The sequence below is a fragment of the Hoeflea sp. CAU 1731 genome (assembly GCF_039888615.1).
In the GTDB taxonomy this organism is placed as follows: domain Bacteria; phylum Pseudomonadota; class Alphaproteobacteria; order Rhizobiales; family Rhizobiaceae; genus Flavimaribacter.
Genome location: NZ_JBDQQS010000005.1, coordinates 1 through 16,007 on the forward strand (window position 1 = coordinate 1; position 16,007 = coordinate 16,007).

At 59.2% G+C, this 16,007-nt stretch carries 17 protein-coding genes and 1 pseudogene; 7 read left to right on the forward strand and 11 right to left on the reverse strand.

Going from position 1 to position 16,007, the window contains the following annotated elements; genetic code table 11:
* A partial coding sequence (locus tag AAFN47_RS09600) for a transposase (protein ID WP_499809001.1) occupies window positions 1–919 on the forward strand: 919 nt, incomplete at its 5' end.
* A gap of 330 nt (window positions 920–1,249) precedes the next feature.
* On the opposite strand, the gene AAFN47_RS09605 is transcribed toward AAFN47_RS09600, so the two are convergent.
* Both AAFN47_RS09605 and AAFN47_RS09610 read right to left on the reverse strand, forming a co-directional pair.
* Window positions 1,250–1,846, reverse strand: a complete 597-nt coding sequence (locus tag AAFN47_RS09605; RefSeq protein WP_499809002.1) for a tyrosine-type recombinase/integrase — start codon at window positions 1,844–1,846, stop codon at window positions 1,250–1,252.
* 279 nt (window positions 1,847–2,125) lie between these two features.
* Window positions 2,126–3,136: a GlxA family transcriptional regulator gene (locus AAFN47_RS09610; RefSeq protein WP_499809003.1), complete on the reverse strand. Its 1,011-nt coding sequence runs from the start codon at window positions 3,134–3,136 to the stop codon at window positions 2,126–2,128.
* A gap of 142 nt (window positions 3,137–3,278) precedes the next feature.
* Here AAFN47_RS09610 and AAFN47_RS09615 point away from each other — a divergent pair, with 142 nt between their 5' ends.
* The 5 genes and pseudogenes from AAFN47_RS09615 to AAFN47_RS09635 form a co-directional block, all read left to right on the forward strand.
* Window positions 3,279–4,361 carry a class I SAM-dependent methyltransferase gene (locus AAFN47_RS09615; protein ID WP_499809004.1) on the forward strand — a complete coding sequence of 361 codons (1,083 nt, stop codon included), beginning with the start codon at window positions 3,279–3,281 and terminating at the stop codon, window positions 4,359–4,361.
* Window positions 4,362–4,620: 259 nt separating this feature from the next.
* Window positions 4,621–5,844: a flavin-containing monooxygenase gene (locus AAFN47_RS09620; protein ID WP_499809005.1), complete on the forward strand. Its 1,224-nt coding sequence runs from the start codon at window positions 4,621–4,623 to the stop codon at window positions 5,842–5,844.
* A 31-nt stretch (window positions 5,845–5,875) separates the two neighbouring features.
* Window positions 5,876–6,205: a hypothetical protein gene (locus AAFN47_RS09625; protein ID WP_499809006.1), complete on the forward strand. Its 330-nt coding sequence runs from the start codon at window positions 5,876–5,878 to the stop codon at window positions 6,203–6,205.
* A complete protein-coding gene (locus AAFN47_RS09630) occupies window positions 6,178–6,504 on the forward strand; it encodes a hypothetical protein (protein ID WP_499809007.1) in 327 nt (108 codons plus the stop codon). The genes AAFN47_RS09625 and AAFN47_RS09630 overlap by 28 nt, the downstream gene beginning before the upstream one ends.
* Before the next feature lie 219 nt (window positions 6,505–6,723).
* Window positions 6,724–7,338 (forward strand): annotated as a pseudogene (locus AAFN47_RS09635) (IS110 family RNA-guided transposase); the annotation flags it as partial.
* Here AAFN47_RS09635 and AAFN47_RS09640 read toward each other — a convergent pair.
* Window positions 7,231–7,851: a site-specific integrase gene (locus tag AAFN47_RS09640; RefSeq protein ID WP_499809282.1), complete on the reverse strand. Its 621-nt coding sequence runs from the start codon at window positions 7,849–7,851 to the stop codon at window positions 7,231–7,233. The pseudogene AAFN47_RS09635 and the gene AAFN47_RS09640 sit on opposite strands and share 108 nt — an antisense overlap.
* Between AAFN47_RS09640 and AAFN47_RS09645 the strand changes: the two genes are divergently transcribed.
* On the forward strand, window positions 7,811–8,455 hold the full coding sequence (locus tag AAFN47_RS09645) for an NAD(P)H-binding protein (protein ID WP_499809008.1): 645 nt from the start codon (window positions 7,811–7,813) through the stop codon (window positions 8,453–8,455). The two genes, AAFN47_RS09640 and AAFN47_RS09645, sit on opposite strands and share 41 nt — an antisense overlap.
* Before the next feature lie 79 nt (window positions 8,456–8,534).
* Here AAFN47_RS09645 and AAFN47_RS09650 read toward each other — a convergent pair whose 3' ends face one another.
* The 8 genes from AAFN47_RS09650 to AAFN47_RS09685 form a co-directional block, all read right to left on the reverse strand.
* Window positions 8,535–10,289 (reverse strand): SulP family inorganic anion transporter, encoded by a 1,755-nt coding sequence (locus AAFN47_RS09650; protein ID WP_499809009.1) that lies wholly within the window; start codon window positions 10,287–10,289, stop codon window positions 8,535–8,537.
* A gap of 100 nt (window positions 10,290–10,389) precedes the next feature.
* Window positions 10,390–12,069, reverse strand: coding sequence for a bifunctional protein tyrosine phosphatase family protein/NAD(P)/FAD-dependent oxidoreductase (locus tag AAFN47_RS09655; RefSeq protein ID WP_499809010.1), 1,680 nt, complete (start codon window positions 12,067–12,069; stop codon window positions 10,390–10,392).
* A gap of 99 nt (window positions 12,070–12,168) precedes the next feature.
* The gene (locus tag AAFN47_RS09660; RefSeq protein ID WP_499809011.1) at window positions 12,169–13,116 is read right to left on the reverse strand and encodes an MBL fold metallo-hydrolase; all 948 of its coding nucleotides are present in this window, start codon (window positions 13,114–13,116) and stop codon (window positions 12,169–12,171) included.
* A gap of 31 nt (window positions 13,117–13,147) precedes the next feature.
* Window positions 13,148–13,585 (reverse strand): DUF6691 family protein, encoded by a 438-nt coding sequence (locus AAFN47_RS09665; protein WP_499809012.1) that lies wholly within the window; start codon window positions 13,583–13,585, stop codon window positions 13,148–13,150.
* 4 nt (window positions 13,586–13,589) lie between these two features.
* A complete protein-coding gene (locus AAFN47_RS09670) occupies window positions 13,590–14,024 on the reverse strand; it encodes a YeeE/YedE family protein (protein ID WP_499809013.1) in 435 nt (144 codons plus the stop codon).
* Window positions 14,021–14,233, reverse strand: coding sequence for a YgaP family membrane protein (locus AAFN47_RS09675; protein ID WP_499809014.1), 213 nt, complete (start codon window positions 14,231–14,233; stop codon window positions 14,021–14,023). The genes AAFN47_RS09670 and AAFN47_RS09675 overlap by 4 nt, the downstream gene beginning before the upstream one ends.
* A gap of 105 nt (window positions 14,234–14,338) precedes the next feature.
* The gene (locus AAFN47_RS09680; RefSeq protein WP_499809015.1) at window positions 14,339–15,013 is read right to left on the reverse strand and encodes a Crp/Fnr family transcriptional regulator; all 675 of its coding nucleotides are present in this window, start codon (window positions 15,011–15,013) and stop codon (window positions 14,339–14,341) included.
* Window positions 15,014–15,147: 134 nt separating this feature from the next.
* Window positions 15,148–15,996, reverse strand: coding sequence for a sugar phosphate isomerase/epimerase family protein (locus AAFN47_RS09685; RefSeq protein WP_499809016.1), 849 nt, complete (start codon window positions 15,994–15,996; stop codon window positions 15,148–15,150).
* Window positions 15,997–16,007 lie beyond the last annotated feature (11 nt).

The window sequence follows — 16,007 nt, forward strand, 5'->3', positions numbered from 1 at the left end:
CGATGCGAACAAGCAGAACTCGACTGCGAAGGAAGAATGGGACCCGTCCTCACTCGATCCGGAAGCCGTACCACGGGCAGTCAAGGAATATCTGGATACGCTGGACGATGCCGCCTTTGGCGCCGCCAGTGATGTCGAACCGAAGTTCACTTCCCACAGTGATCCGGCTTCCCAATGGACCGGCGCACTCAAAGGTCCCGCCTTCTTCGCCTACGCCAACAACTACCTGATCGATACCGACAACGCGATCATCGTCGATGTGGAGGCAAGCAGGGCGATCCGGCAAGCCGAAGTCGGTGCAACCCGAACGATGATCCGGCGGACCCGCGACCGGTTCGGCCTCAACCCGGAGGTCCTTGCCGCCGACCAGGCCTATGGGTCAGCTGGGAACCTCAACTGGCTGCTGCATGAAGAAGGCATTCAGCCGCACATTCCCGTTTTCGATAAATCGAAACGCATGGATGGTTCTTTCCCGAACACCGCTTTCGTCTTCAACCATGAGGCCAACGAATATGTCTGTCCCGGCGGCAAACGGCTGAAGAAGTACTGGCGCAAGATGACAAAGCCCCGATCCGGGATCAGCAAGGATGGTTTCATCCGCTACTATGCCCGAAAGGGCGATTGTTCATCCTGTGCGCTCAAGGCCCGATGCACACCGAACCAACCAGCCCGGAAGATCGCCCGACATATCTACGAGGAGGCACGGGATCTTGCACGCGAGATCGCAACCACCGATGCCTATGTCGATGCCCAGCGACGGCGAAAGAAGGTGGAGATGCTGTTCGCCCATCTTAAACGCATCCTCAAACTCGACCGCTTGCGTCTTCGGGGACCCAACGGAGCGAAAGACGAATTCCACCTCGCCGCAACAGCCCAAAATCTTCGCAAGCTCGCAAAGCTGATCCCGCAGCCAGCGTGACAACCGAACCCGATGCTGTTCGGCAAGCCACCAGAAGCTAAATCAACTAAGCCTTTTTTATCAAAATCTGCTCATTGCTGCCGATAGCGAAGACGACTGAGGAGTCCGAGTCGGGTCATTTTGCTCCGTTTCGCGGATCAAATCCTGCTCTGAATCCGACTGGTGTAGATGTCCGGTTTCGGTATATGTGCGGAAACCTATCGACGGCGGAATTTGAGGGCGCAAAGCCGCACTAGACCGAACATAGCGGCAGTCGAATAGAGCACGGCCCCATCGAAACGTAACCGCACAAAATCAGATTCCGGTATGCTCTGCCAACTCAAGGGCATCCTAGATGTCCACGCCAAGGTATCGGACCGTGTTTTCGATTTTGCTGTGGCCAAGCAGAATCTGGATCGCTCTGAGATTACCCGTCGCCTTGTAGATCATCGCCGCCTTGGTCCGACGTAGCGAATGAGTGCCATAGTCTTCTCGTCGCAGACCGATTGCGGTCACCCACTCATCGACCAGTCGTACATGTTGCCGAGTGCTCAGGTGGCTGGCGGGATCGACGCGGCTGGGGAAAGCGTAGTCATCAATCGCACCACCTCTTCGCTCCAGCCAGGCGGGCAAACTCGCTCTCACGTCAGCCGTGATCTCGAACTGAACTGGGCGACCGGTTTTCCGCTGGACCACCATTGCGCGGGTCCGGATCAACTGTCCCGAAACAAGCGTGCCGGTCTTGATCTTGACGAGATCGCAGCCCTGAAGCTTGCTATCGATGGCGAGGTCAAATAGAGCGCGATCACGCATTCTCTCCTCGCGATCAAGAAAGAAGCGGATCGCCCAGATCTGGCGCTGTTTCAGGGGTTTCTTGACACCGACCATCCGTCCCGCGTTCCATGCAGGCCTGCCGACCGCGGCAGGAGCGTATTGTGCTATACCCATTTCCATACTCCTTCGGCCACTATTGGCGATCAGAAGATTAGGCCAGCATATTGAACCAACTGGGGCCGAAAGCTGACGAGCTGCTATTTGACAGACGAAATGGAAACCGGGCATTCAAGCGTTGAAGGCGGGACTTCGCTTCCTGTCGATTGCTGTCTCTCAACCGGAGTGTCGCGAATGACGGAATCGTCCCTGTGGTCGAATGGCGGCTGAAGCGTGCTGTTGAGACTCGGCTGCTACGATCAGGCTGTCTTGATAGCTTTCCATTGCCCGCGAAACTCAGGCTTGCATAGGCGCCAGAGCCTGCCATTTCCGTCTGTAGGCCGAAGCGGAGAGGCCGACGCGTTTGCGGAAGGCCGAGCGGAAGCTTGAAGGCTCTGAGTATCCGACCTCTGCGGAGACTTCGTCGATAGGTATGGCGGTGGTTTCAAGAAGCTGCTTGGCTTCCTCGATACGCAGTGTCTGGATGTAGTCACCAGGCGCATGGCCCGTCACCTTCTTGAAGCGGCGATGGAATCCGCGCTCGGTCATGCCGCTCCGTTCGGCCATGGCCGCGACGGGGCTGGGCGTGTGGTAATGCTGCGCCGCCCAGATCTGTGCATCGGAGATCAACTGGTCTTCGCGCTGGCGACCGGAGGTTAGCGATGCATAGGTCAATTGTCCGTCGAGATGCGGGTCGATCAGATAGATCTTGGCGATCCGGCGGGCTTCGTCGGCGCCGGCGAAACGTCCGATCAGATAGAGCATGAGGTCTGCCCAGGCCGAGGCGCCGCCGGCCGTAACGACGCGGTGTCCTTCCCCTGCGGGAACGAGGATACGATCCCGGCAGACCTTCACTTCGGGGAATTCCCGAGACAGCATATCGGCGAAACCCCAATGGGTCGTTGCCTCCTTCCCATCGAGCAGGCCGGCCGAACCGAGCAGTACCGCACCGGAACAGACGGAAGCAACGATGGCACCTCTTGCGTGGGCCTTCCGAAGCCACTCCGCGATAGGCTTCAGTTCTTCGTCCAACCCCGCACTCGGATCGAAATGAAGGTCGGGCACAATGATAATGTCTGGTTCCGGGGCCTCGGAAAACATCGCATCAGGCGTGATCTTGCGCCCGTTGACGTCCCAATACGGGGCGCCGTCGGCTGTTCTTAGGCTTACGTTGAAGACCGGGACCTGCATCGGAAGCCCGTGCAGCATTTCCCAGTCGCGACCGACCGACGCCAGCACATCCAGGATTGAAAACAGCACCGACGTGCCAGCAAGGCGTGATCCGATAACGGTCGTATTGACGCTCATAATGGCCTTCTTTGACATATTGCAGTCCGATAATCACCGTTTTGTTCTAGATTACTTCTAGCGTGACTCGCAGGCAAGGTCCATAGCCCTGCTCATGACATTGGCCATCCGAAGCCGTTCAATTGTGAGAAAGGACGAGACAATGACCATCCAAGATCAGACCGCCTCCTTCGACGACGTAAAGGCGGACACCTTCGCCGAGCGTTTCGGCGGCACGCTGAACGAGGCCGCACTGGCCGTCATGACATCGCTCGGCCACCGCGCCGGTCTCCTCGATGCCCTGGCGGCAAATCCCGGCCTCGATTCCATATCGCTGGCCGGGAAGGCGGGCGTGAACGAGCGCTACCTGCGTGAATGGCTGGGCGTCATGGTTACCTCCGGCGTCGTGGACTACGACCCTGCCGCTCGAAGCTACACGCTCCCGCCGGAGCACGCGGCCTTCCTGACTCGCGCGGCGAGCCCGAACAACATGGCGGTCACGACGCAGTTCATCTGCCTTGCGGCCCGCATCGAGGACGCGCTGCTGGAGCGGTTCCGCAGCGGCGAGGGGCTCTGCTACCACCATTTCGACCGCTTTCACGAGGTCATGGCCGAGGACAGCGCACAGCTTATTGTCGCCAATCTGACGAGCGCGATCCTGCCGGTCGTGCCCGGCCTGATCGAGCGCCTTGAGAGCGGGATCGACGTGGCGGATTTCGGATGCGGCGCCGGGCGGGCGATGCTCGCATTGGCGAGGGCGTTCCCGAACAGTCGTTTCCATGGATTCGATCTGTGCGAGGATGCCTTTGCGGACACGATCGCCGAGGCGAAATCTGAAGGCATCCAAAACCTCGGTTTCGAAGCGAGCGATCTGTCGTGTGCCGAATCGGTCGGCAAGTTCGATTTGGTGACGGCATTCGACGCCGTTCACGACCAGGCTGATCCCAAGGGATTCCTGAGTTTGATCCGTCGATCGCTCCGGTCGGGCGGCGTGTTCCTGATGCAGGACATTGGCGGGTCGCGAGACCTAGAAAAGAACACTGCCAACCCGTTCGCGCCGCTCCTCTTCACGATCTCCAGCATGCACTGCACGCCGATCTCCATCGGTCAGGGCGGTCCGGGCCTGGGCGCGATGTGGGGCGTGGAAACGGCCGAGGAATACCTGGCGGAAACCGGTTTCGCCTCGGCCGAGACGCACCGACTGCCGCACGATCCATTCAACGCCTACTTCGTCGCCCGCGTCTGAGCGGGCTCCGACAAGGACATACGACATGACAGTGACTTCTATAGATGCCGGCGCTTGACGCCGGACGTCGCCGAGCATCGTAAACGCGATTTTGCGTTGGTCGGCTCAAGCAAGCGAACGGCGGCGGATGCGCAAGGAGATGAGAGAGCTTTCCCGTCTCTCGTCTCGCCTGCTGCGCGACGTCGGGTTGGAGCAATACGCCGCCCCGCGTGAGACCACCATTCAGAATCCCTGGCAATAAACCTCGAAAGGAATGACAATGAACGGAATTGTACGCGGCAGCACGGTCGTGATTGGCGCGGGGCTTTCGGGTCTCGCAACAGCGCGCGCGCTAACCGAGCGCGGCTTCACCGTCACGGTGCTCGAAGCACAAGACCGTGTGGCTGAACCCTGGCGGAAGCGCCACCCGGCGCTTCGCCTGAACATCCATCGGAAGTTCGCCGGCCTTCCCGGACAGGCCGCGCCGAAATCGGACGGCACGTATCTCAAGCGTGACACGGTGGTCACGCATCTGGAACGCTATGTGGACCGGCTCGACGCGCCGATCCGCTTCGGCAGCCCGGTGACGGGCATCGAACAGATCCCGGGCGGGTGGCGCGTGGTCACAGAGGCTTCCGTGCACGACGCGGAGAATGTTGTCGTCGCGACCGGGCGGGAGAGCATTCCACATATCCCAGACTGGCCCGGGCGCGACCGATATCGCGCCGAGTTGCTGCATGTGGCCGATCTCGGCGACGTGTCCCGCTTCGACGGCAAGCGCGTGTTGGTCGTCGGCGCGGGCAATTCCGGCACGGATGCGTTGAACCATCTTGCCCGGCACAAACCCGCCGAGGTCATGGTGTCGGTCCGTTACGGCCCCGCGGTCGTGCCGAAGACCATCTTTGGTTATCCGCTCCACGGATTGGCGCGTGTCTTCGCGGCACTGCCCAACGCCATGCTGGATCCCGCCTTCAAGCTGACCGAACGGCTCTTCCTCGGCAATCTCCGGCGGTATGGGCTGAACAGTCACCCCGCTGGCGGAAGCACCCGGCTCTTGCGAGACGGTGTGACCTTCGCGATCGACGACGGTTTCGTTGCAGCGTTGAAGTCCGGGCGGTTCCGGATGGTGCCGCGCGTGGCGGAGCTGTCCGACGATGCGGTGACGCTTGCCGATGGTTCGGTCTGCCGGCCGGATGTCGTGATTGCGGCGACCGGGTATCGCTCTGGCCTCGAACCACTTCTCGGACACCTCGATGTACTCGACGAGAACGGCCGCCCGCTCCATCCCATGGGCGAGCACGATCCGAAGCGGCCGGGGCTCTGGTTTGCCGGTTTCAAGCCGATCTACACCGGCTTCTTCGACGCCGCCGGCATTGCCGCCGAGCGGATCGCAACCGGTGTTGCCACCGGCGCAGGCCGCTTCGCTGCGCCCGAAACACTCGGCATGCCCCAATCGGGTGACGTCCGTCTGCGCACCGTATCCGCGGACGCATCTCCATCCTGAAACTCATGAAACTCTTGAAAGGACCAATCGAATGAAATACACGACCCTTGTTCTCGCCGCCGCCATTGCGGTCATGCCCGTTGCGGGAAACGCCGGAGAGCCGCTTGCGGCCTTCGACGTAGCTGAAGATATGTCCCGCTTCGTCTTCTCGGCGGCGCCGGTCTTCGACGACGGTATGCCGGCCTATGGTAACGCCTTCATCACCCAGGGCTATCTCTACCCGACGGGCACGCTCGATGGCGGTGTCAAAGGCACCCTGCCCAATGCGATCCGGCGTTTCCGGACCTCGTCATCGGCGAATGGACCTGTGACAGGTACTTCGTGGGCGACGGCATGCGTACCGAAACGGGCGCCCTCGTGATGACTCGTCAGGTCTACCGTTTCAACGACGGCGGCTTGCTGATCAGCCATGGCCCGGAACTTGTCGATGCCGGTGTGACCGTTAAGCGGGCCGTCACCGGGGGAACCGGCGATTATGCCGATGCCCCCGCCGAGATCAGTCAAGTGCTGCTCGGAATGAGTGACGGTTTTGGCGTGCGGCTTCAGGTCCAACTGGGCCGTTGGTCGCAGGAAGCTGACGGCGAAGAGGATCGCACGGAATGGGACTCCGGCGCGCCCATTGGACCCGTTCCGACCTTTGGCACGCGTAAGGAGGGCTGAGGCGAGCCCAGGCACAGCACGAGGGCGCGGAATGCGATCTCTGCGCCCTTGTGCACGGGGGGAAGTCCAAGCGGGACCCCGCGTCACCTGTTCCATGAGACCAAATTCTCAAATCGGATGCGGAGGCCGGCGAGTACTGATGGAGTGGATGCCCCCTCCCGACGGCATCGCAATGTGCCAAAGTGATGTTTGCAACGTCGCTGGAAGGAGAGAGCATCCATGAACGAAGTTAGCATTGTTGGCGTGGACCTTGCAAAGCGGGTCTTTCAGCTCCACGGGGCGCGGGCAGACGGCACCGTTGCGTTTCGCAAGAAGGTAACCCGCGGACAGGTCCTGCAGGTTTTGGCCGGTTTGCCTGATTGCCTTGTGGCAATGGAAGCTTGCGCCACGGCCCATTTCTGGGCGCGAGAAATCGGAAAGCTCGGACACAGCGTTCGGCTTATCCCACCTGTCTACGTCAAGCCGTTCGTCAAAAGGCAGAAAAACGATGCGGCCGATGCTGAAGCGATCGCAGAAGCGGCCAGCCGACCGACCATGCGCTTTGTCGAGCCCAAGAGCGAGAGACAACAAGCCCGTGCAATGGTTTTTCGAACGCGGGACCTGTTGGTGCGCCAGAGAACGCAATTGACCAATGCCCTTCGTGCACATTTGGCTGAGCATGGTATTGTTGCGCCGCAGGGCATAACCAATGTCGCCGCACTTGGTGCGCACATCGAGGAGGCCGATTCAGACCTCGACTTGATGGTGGTGGAGACGGCACGGCTTTACCTTGACCAGATCGAGGTGCTTTCCGAAAAGATTGATGTTTCGGCGTCTAAGCAGGTGACTGATGAGGAAGGCATTGCCGCCGGCTTGAGAAGCGAAAGTACCGACAGTATGTCGTAGATCGTGCAGCCGAACGTCTTCGAGCTTGGCATGGTATCTCACCTTTTGCCACGTCGACTCCAACACCTCCCTGGAGAGGTGCCTTTGCGGATCGCTCTCTCGCGGTAGCAGCCATTCCGATCCAAGTGTCTTCGGTAGCTCAGCAATTATCGAAAGCGCGGCCGTATTTACAGGATGTGCTCTTCTTCCACCTCCTTTACGGGACGGCAGTGCAATCGTACCTGCCTGCAAATCGATGTGCTCCCACATCAAAGAAATGATTTCGGTGAGCCTGGCGCCTGTTAGGAGGAGAAGGCGTATTGCTGCGATTGCTGCATGGTTGCCCGGGGTCCGTCTTTCATCGATATTCTTTGGTAGGTGCTTTGAGGTCGGCGAACCATGCCTGGCCTCCTCAAAGAAGCTGTCTGCAAGGAAATCTCCGATGAACAAAGAAAACCTGCGTGTCCTGCTGATCGGGTCCACCGGCGTAGTGGGCAAGCATGTCCTGGAACTGGCGCTGGCCGAAAAGTGCTTTGCTGAAGTTATCGCGCTGACACGCCGGCCCCTGCCAACGCACCCAAATCTGACCAACCCGGTCGTCGATCTCCGCGATTTGCCGTCCGGAACCGACTGGTTCGCCGTGGACGGTGTGATCTCTGCGCTGGGCACTACCCAGAGGATTGCCGGCTCGCCGGAGGCGTTCCGGGAAGTCGACTATGGGCTGAACATGGCCATTGCCCGAACGGCGTACGAGGGCGGCGCAAAATGCTTCGCATTGACCTCTTCGCTCGGCGCCGATGCGTCGTCCCGCTCTTTTTATCTTCGCACCAAAGGGGAGCTTGAGCGCGATCTCCAAAATATCGGCTTTGCGTCCCTGACCTTCGTCCGCCCTGGCCTTCTTGGCGGCGCGCGATCCGAGCGGCGACTGGCCGAGGAGGCTGGCAAGCTCGCATTGGGTCTGCTCGGGCCTGTCCTCCCGCCGCTATGGCGGATCAGTTGGCCTTGCCGCGTGGGCAGCGCTCTTGTCGCCGCAATCGCAGAGGGAAAACCCGGGCGCCACATCGTCGAATCTTCGAGGCTTGCCTGATGGGCAATGACATTCAGGTCAGCGGCTGACATTACGGTGATTTTGTAGCATGACAACTACGCAACTTGCGAGGTCAATATCAGGTCTCGACCTGGATCTCTTTAACATCGACCGAAACCCGCTTCGACACAAAAGCGGTCCAGGCGTCATATTGAAACAGAAATATTCGACCGTTCAGTTGATCGATAAAATGTGATCGTTTCAGGCGGTCCATAACCGGTCCCTTGACCTCGGAGAGATGCAGGCCGATTTCCATTTCACCCAGGCGGTGATTGATGGATTCAAGGCTTTCGAGAGCCGAATAGTCCACCTCGTTGACGGCGGAAAACATCAGCACGACGTTACGGAGCCCTTTGCTGTCAATGATGCGTTTTTCAATCATTTCCTCGAGGAAACGGGCGTTCACGAAATACAGGCTTTCATCCACGCGAAGTGTAAGGAGGGTCGGATCGGTTTTGACCTTATGGCGCAGCACGTTGCGGAAATGCTGGGTTCCGGGAACGAGGCCCACCTCGGCCACATGCGGACGCGATGTCTTGTAGAGTTGAAGGAGAACCGAAATCGCAACGCCAGCCGCGACTCCCAGTTCCACTCCCAGTCCCAATGTGAGCACGATCGTTGCTGCGACCGCCGTGAAATCCGCGCGCGAATAATTCCAGGTCTTTTTCAGGATGGAAAGGTCCACGAGACCAAGGACCGCGACGATGATCGTGGCTGCAAGCGTTGCGTTCGGAAGGTAGTAAACCAAAGGCGTCAGCGCTATCGCGGCGATAGTGAGGCCGACGGCCGTGAACGCGCCTGCCGCGGGCGTTTCCGCTCCCGCGTCGAAATTGACGACCGACCGGGCGAACCCGCCGGTAACCGGGTAGCCTCCGGAAAATGCAGCGCCGAGGTTGGCGGCGCCGAGGCCGATCAGTTCCTGGTCCGGATTGACCCTTTGACGTTTCTTCGCGGCCAGGGTCTGTGCGACCGAGACGCTTTCGACAAAGCCGATGATTGAGATGAGGATCGCAGGCGCGAGCAGCGCTTCCAGCAGAGCAGGCGAGAAATCCGGCAGAGTGAGCGGCGGCAGGCTTTGAGGGACCTCGCCAACAATCTTTACGCCCCGATCGGCCAAATCGAACCCCCAGACGGCGAGGGTCGTCGCCACAACGGCGGCGACCGGACCGGCCTTCGTGAAGATATCCGCGAGCAGTTCCGGCGCCCCGAGTCTTTTGAGCGTTGATTTGAGGTTTCTGCGAATCCAGAACAGGAAGCCGGTCGCCAGCACGCCTATTGCGAGCGTGATGCTGTTGGACTGACAAAGATGCGCGACGATGGAGCCCAGCATTTCAGGCAGCGTGCGCCCATCGGCGCTGACGCCAAGGATGTGTTTCAACTGGCTCGTCGCAATCAGAATGCTCGAAGCGGTAATGAAGCCGGCGATGACAGGGTGACTAAGAAAATTGGCCAGGAAACCCAGCCGGAACATGCCGAGCAACAAGAGAAAGGCGCCCGAAAGAAAGGCAAGGGTAAGCGCGGCCGCAGCGTAACCCGCCGTACCCTGTTCCGCCACTTGTCCGATCGCCGATGCGGTCAGGAGAGAAACGACGGCGACCGGTCCGACAGCCAGCGCGCGGCTTGTGCCAAAAACCGCATACAGCATGATGGGAACAATCGAGGCGTAGATGCCCGCCTCTGGTGGTAGGCCGGCCAGCATCGCATAGGCGAGCGATTGCGGGATCAGCATGATCGTCACGATGACAGCCGCGATCAAGTCGTTGGAAAATGTCTTCCTGTTATAGGCTCGCGCCCAATCGAATACGGGGACAAAGCGGCTGAGTTGATCGATCATTCTGTCGTCCGAGATAAGAAAGGGAGGGAGCATTTCGGATCCGCCCGCAAGGCGTTGCGCAGATTAAAGAAAGCTGCGCTGTGTTGTTGCGCCGTGTAGGCTACTCGGCGGCGACTTCCAGTTTCTCCGGCTTCGCTATCCATTCCCGACCTCTGAGCATCGCTTTCCAATAGATCGGCGGAAGCATTTTCTCCTTGAGGAACCAGGCGGCGCGCGATGGTTTCGTGCCGTCGATCAGATAGGACGGAAAGCTCGGCTTCAGCGCCCCGCCATAGCCGAATTCGGCCAAAACGATCTTGCCGCGCTCAACGGTCAACGGGCACGATCCATAGCCGTCATACTGTGCAACGGCGGAACGTCCTGCAATATCAGCGACAATATTGTCCGCTACGGTTGGCGCTTGCTTGCGCGCAGCGGCGGCTGTCTTGGCGTTCGGCGCATTCATGACATCACCAAGGGACCATATATTGTCGTAAGACCTGTGCCGAAGGGTCGCCTGGTCCACATCGATCCATCCCGCTGCGTCGGCCAATGGCGACACGCGAATGAAATCCGGAGCGGTCTGTGGCGGACAGACATGCATCATGTCGAACTCGACGGTGACGTTGCGAGGCTCCTTGTCAGGCTCAGTTACCGTGAAGGTCGCCTTCTTCGCCGGTCCATCCACCGCCACAGGATTGTGAAAGAAGTTCAAGGTAGCATCGTATTTCTTGATGTACTTCATCAGCGCAAGAACATACTCCTTCACGCCAAACAGGACGCCGCCTGCATTCATGAACTGAATATCGATATCGCCCAGCACGCCGCGACGAAACCACGCGTCGCCGGACAAATAAAGCGCCTTTTGCGGCGCGCCGGCGCATTTGATCGGCATGGGCGGTTGGGTGAACAGCGCCCGACCCTTGTCCATTCCTTTTACAAGCCGCCAGGCATAGGGAGCCAGATCGTAGCGGTAATTCGAGGTCACGCCGTTGCGGCCGAGCGTCTCGACCAGTCCATCGATCTTGTCCCAATCGAGCTTCAGCCCCGGACAAACGATAAGCCGATCATATTTTACGACACGGCACCCATCGAGGATGACGGCGTTGTTTTTCGGTTCGAAGGCGGCGACCGCGGATTTGACCCAGTAAACGCCCTTCGGGATTAGGCCGCCCATGGTCTTTGCCGTGATTTTTGCGTCAAAGACGCCGCCGCCCACCATGGTCCAGCCGGGCTGGTAATAATGGATGTCCGCCGGATCGATGACCGCAATCTCGAGATCGGGTTTGCGCGATTTGAGGCTGGCCGCGACGGCAATGCCCCCTGCGCCTGCGCCAACCACCACGATTTCGTAATGTGCGTCGCCGGTGTCGGTCGGGGTTTTTCCGCCATTGGCTATCCGGCGGGCGACTCCGTTCATGTCGTACCCGGCGGCCTTTGTCGCTGCGAGAATTTCAGAAATCGGACGCTTCGCAGATTCATGGAGCGACCAGAGAGTTGCGGAGCGCGTGCCGGTTCGGCAATAGGCCAGAACCGGACGTTGCAGTTCATCCAGCGCCTCGCCGAAATGCACAACGTCCTCGTCTTTTACGACGCCGCTTTGAACGGGCGCATAGCGGGCTTCCAGGCCGTGCGCTTTCGCGGCGTTTTCTATTTCCTCGAACGTCGGTTGGTCGGCGCCCTCGCCGTCGGGGCGATTGCATATGATCGCGCCGAAGCCTGCCGCCTTAATCACAGCCATATCCTCTGCGGTAATCTGCGGGCTGACTGAAAATTTGGATGATACTTGCTTCAGTTCCATGAATTGCTCCTCCCCTGTGTCACGTTCGCATCGGCGCTGGTCTGAGCGATCGCGAAAGTGCCCCGGATCCGGAAGTCGTCCGGATCCGGGAACCCAAATCTATTCGGCAGCGGCCATATCGTCTTCGGAGCCGAACGTTTTTGCGAGTTTCGAGGGAAAGCGGTTAATCGGCACGCTCAAAACCGCGCGGCCTTTTGCATCTTTTTCCGGAAGTCGACCGCCGCGGATATTCACCTGGAGGGCGTAGAGCATTCGGTCCGGTAACGCCAAGGTCGCATCGCGCGCATCGCGGGTCTTGATATACTCCTCGCGGCTTACGCCATCCTTCACATGTATGTTTGAGGCCTTGTGTTCTGCGACGGTGGCCATGCATGCTTCTTCACGCCTGCCCTTGCAGTAGTCGTGGCCGACGAAAATCCGGCTGTCTCCCGGATTGGCCAGAATCGCCTGCAGCGTTTCCCACATTTCAGCGGAAGAGCCGCCTGGAAAATCACAACGCGACGTCCCGCTGTCAGGCATCATGAACGTATCATGCGCGAAAACCGCGTCGCCCATCGTGTAGGTGACCGAGGCCAGCGTGTGACCCGTTGAGAGCGTGATATCAATCTTGCAATTGCCAACTGTGATGCTGTCGCCCGGCTCGAAAAGCTGGTCCCAGTACTCGGGATGGCCCTTCAAACCATCATCTGCATACATATCCGACCAGATTTCCTGGACCTTCAACACCCGTTTTCCGATCGCTTGCCTGGGCGAGTTGCCCAGCTTTCCTTTGATATAGTTGGCGGATGAAAAGTGATCGGCGTGGGGATGCGTGTCGAGAACCCATTCCACGGTCAGATTTTCATTGGCGATATACGCCAGAATTTCGTCCGCGCTATAGGTCCAGGTCGCGCCTGCCGCGGGATCGAAATCAAGCACGGGATCGATGATCACGGCTTTGCGCGTCTGCGGACACCAGGCCACGTATTGCCATGATCCGCTGGCGCTTTCATAAAAGGCGGCGACATTCGGGCTGCCGGGATTGGAGGATGCCGGGTGGAATTGCATTTTCTGTTTCCTCTCTTTTTGACGAATAGATTCACGCGGCCTTGGTTTCATTGCGCGCGCTGAATTTTGGCAGGAGCCTGGCAAGGAAGATCCCCGTCACAAGAGCAATTGTAAAGGCGAATACATCCCAACGGCCGGTTCCGAGGGCTGGCAGGGCGCCGCCCGGACAGAAACCCGAGATACCCCAGCCAATGCCGAAGACGGCCGAACCGCCGACAATTTTCGCATCGATATTGCGCGATCCCGGAAGATAGAAATGTGTTTCGAAGATAGGGGCGTTGCGTCCGAAGACCATTTTATATCCAACGAATGTCGTTACGAGCGCTCCGCCCATAACGAGGATCAGCGACGGATCCCAATGACCCGCAATATCAAAAAAATTAAGCACTTTTGCGGGGTTCGCCATTCCGGAGATTGAAATTCCGACGCCGAAGACGACGCCGATCAGGTAGGTTGCGATCAGTTTCATGGTTTCAGGCGCCGATCATGTGGCGGATGATGAAGACGGTGGCGAAGGTGGAGGCCATGAACGTCAGCGTTGCAGCGATGGACCGTGGGCTGAGACGCGCCATCCCGCAGACGCCATGCCCGGAGGTGCAGCCTGAGCCTAAAGTCACGCCAACCCCGACAATAAGGCCGCCGAAAACTAGAGTAGCGGTTGACATTGGCGTCTCGACAGCGGGCATCTCACCGGAAACCAGCCAGACGACCGCGGGACCTGTCATCATTCCGGCTAACAGAGTCGCGCGCCATGCAAAATCGGACGCAGACGACGGTTGAAACAATCCGGCGAGAATTCCTGTAGCGCCCATAATCCGACCAATGAACAACATCAGCATGATGGAGGCGATTCCGATGAGTACGCCGCCTGCCAGCGACGCCCATGGCGTGAATGCGGTTTCGATCATTTGGCGGTCCTGCAGGTGCTCAGGCCAATGACCCGGTATAGCGGACAAAAGCCCGCCAGCGCCGTGACCACGAAAACGATGGCGATGATCACAGCGAGCCAGAACAGGACGCCCGAAAATGGCGACGCCGCGCCGAATGCGCCAAAAAGCAGAGCCGCTACTATGACCAGACGCAATACGCGGTCAATTTTTCCCATATTTGTGGACATGTCCTCACTCCGTCAAAAGCCAACACGCGAATTATCGCACGGCGCGGCGTGTCCCGACGGTGACATAGTCACAAAACGGATCGCGTAAACGAAAGCGGAGGCTGATCAGCCCTGCCCGCCGGACGACTTGACCAGTCGCGCGAGGCCGGATCGTCCTGTCAGGCGCACTTCGCCGCGGGACTGCTCGATCCATCCACGGCGCTGAAACTCAGACGATGTCCTGGAAACCACTTCCCGCGCCGTTCCGAGTTCGGTGGCGAGCACGGCGTGCGTGGCGTTAACAACATCATCCTGGTTCGCCAGTTCCAGCAGGCGTGAAGCCAGGCGCACATCCACGCGCTGGAACACGATGTCGTCGATGAGAGTAAAGAGGTCGGTTATCCGTCTGGAATACGCCGCGAAGACAAACTCTCGAAACGTCTTCGATTTGGCGACAAGTTCATCGAATGTCGTTCGCGGGATGGCGACGGCTGATACGTCGGTCTCTGCTATCCCGTCCGCGGAGTAATCTTCATGAGCCAGCATGCAGGCGGTGGTCAGCACGCAGCTTTCTCCCGCATGCACCCGGTAAAGGAAAACTTCGCGCCCGGTATCCGATTTCTGTTGCACCCTGACTGTGCCTTCTAGCAGCAGCAGCAGATTGTCCGATGACTGGCCAGGCGCGAAGATCTGGGTTCCAGCCCGAACCGAGACGATCTGGCTACCCGATTCGAGTTCCGCGCGAATGTCGGCCGACAGCCGGCTCAGCCCCTCAAAACTGTCGATCCACGATTCTTTCATCTTCCCGCTTGCCTCCCGTTATCACGTGAGTACGGAAGGGCCTGATAAGGTTGCAACGATTCGCTTCTACCGTCATCCGGCTCCCGGCGGCAACAGAACTCAGGGGTGTCGCGCCTCGAACGCGCGCATGGATTTCAGATGAGCCGATATTGACGGGCCTTGTTGCGGAGGAAGGGCAGGCCACGATCCATCACTTCCTCGAAGCTATTGGCCACCGGACGCCAGACGGACAGACCGTATGCCAGTTGCGGAGGCATGTTGATAAAGCTTTCCATCGCCATGCCACCCTTGTAACCGATCGCCGCCAGCGCGCCGAACACCGCGTCCCAGTCACAACATCCTTCTCCGGGCGTTCCACGGTCGCTTTCAGACAGGTGGATGTAACGAAGGTGGTCGCGGGCGTCGAGTATGCCGTTGGCAATCCCCTTTTCCTCGATATTCATATGATAGGTGTCGAGGTGGATGAAGATGTTGTCGGCGCCGATCCTCTCGATCATGTCGCGCGCCTGCCATGCAGTGTTTATCAGGTGATTCTCGTACCTGTTGACCGGTTCAATTCCGAAACCGATGCCGAGACGTCTGGCGTGTCCGGCGGCGGCCTCAAGCGCGCGCGCGACATTGTCATATTCTCGCTGTGTCGGAGGATGGCCGGTGCGTTCGCCGATACCGCCGAAGGTCACGCCGGACAGTGCTTCAGCTCCCATCGCCTTGGCGGTGTCCATTGCATCCTTCAGATGCGCAATCGCGCCTTCAGGATTGACCGAGCACCAATTTTCCTGCGGCAAACCGAGTGAGCATACGGCCCGCAAATCGTGCTTTTCCAGAAGCGCCCGCGTGTGCGCCGTGTCGACGACCGAAGTGTCCAGAAGCGCGATCTCGATGAAATCCATCCCGTAGCGTGCAGCCGCCGGAATGGTGACTTCGGCCCCGTCGCGGTCCCAGTGCATCGTCCACATGCTTGTGTGAACGCCCAAACCCTGCATGTTCGTCTCCC

What these genes read in the sequence shown, in the direction of transcription:
- AAFN47_RS09645 (WP_499809008.1), top strand. Translation starts at nt 7,811, where the DNA reads ATGAACAAAGAAAACCTGCGTGTCCTGCTGATCGGGTCCACCGGCGTA.
- AAFN47_RS09670 (WP_499809013.1), bottom strand. Translation starts at nt 14,024, where the DNA reads ATGATCGAAACCGCATTCACGCCATGGGCGTCGCTGGCAGGCGGCGTA.
- AAFN47_RS09615 (WP_499809004.1), top strand. Translation starts at nt 3,279, where the DNA reads ATGACCATCCAAGATCAGACCGCCTCCTTCGACGACGTAAAGGCGGAC.
- AAFN47_RS09625 (WP_499809006.1), top strand. Translation starts at nt 5,876, where the DNA reads ATGAAATACACGACCCTTGTTCTCGCCGCCGCCATTGCGGTCATGCCC.
- AAFN47_RS09655 (WP_499809010.1), bottom strand. Translation starts at nt 12,069, where the DNA reads ATGGAACTGAAGCAAGTATCATCCAAATTTTCAGTCAGCCCGCAGATT.
- AAFN47_RS09680 (WP_499809015.1), bottom strand. Translation starts at nt 15,013, where the DNA reads ATGAAAGAATCGTGGATCGACAGTTTTGAGGGGCTGAGCCGGCTGTCG.
- AAFN47_RS09685 (WP_499809016.1), bottom strand. Translation starts at nt 15,996, where the DNA reads ATGCAGGGTTTGGGCGTTCACACAAGCATGTGGACGATGCACTGGGAC.
- AAFN47_RS09630 (WP_499809007.1), top strand. Translation starts at nt 6,178, where the DNA reads ATGCGTACCGAAACGGGCGCCCTCGTGATGACTCGTCAGGTCTACCGT.
- AAFN47_RS09650 (WP_499809009.1), bottom strand. Translation starts at nt 10,289, where the DNA reads ATGATCGATCAACTCAGCCGCTTTGTCCCCGTATTCGATTGGGCGCGA.
- AAFN47_RS09605 (WP_499809002.1), bottom strand. Translation starts at nt 1,846, where the DNA reads ATGGGTATAGCACAATACGCTCCTGCCGCGGTCGGCAGGCCTGCATGG.
- AAFN47_RS09620 (WP_499809005.1), top strand. Translation starts at nt 4,621, where the DNA reads ATGAACGGAATTGTACGCGGCAGCACGGTCGTGATTGGCGCGGGGCTT.
- AAFN47_RS09665 (WP_499809012.1), bottom strand. Translation starts at nt 13,585, where the DNA reads ATGAAACTGATCGCAACCTACCTGATCGGCGTCGTCTTCGGCGTCGGA.
- AAFN47_RS09610 (WP_499809003.1), bottom strand. Translation starts at nt 3,136, where the DNA reads ATGAGCGTCAATACGACCGTTATCGGATCACGCCTTGCTGGCACGTCG.
- AAFN47_RS09660 (WP_499809011.1), bottom strand. Translation starts at nt 13,116, where the DNA reads ATGCAATTCCACCCGGCATCCTCCAATCCCGGCAGCCCGAATGTCGCC.
- AAFN47_RS09675 (WP_499809014.1), bottom strand. Translation starts at nt 14,233, where the DNA reads ATGTCCACAAATATGGGAAAAATTGACCGCGTATTGCGTCTGGTCATA.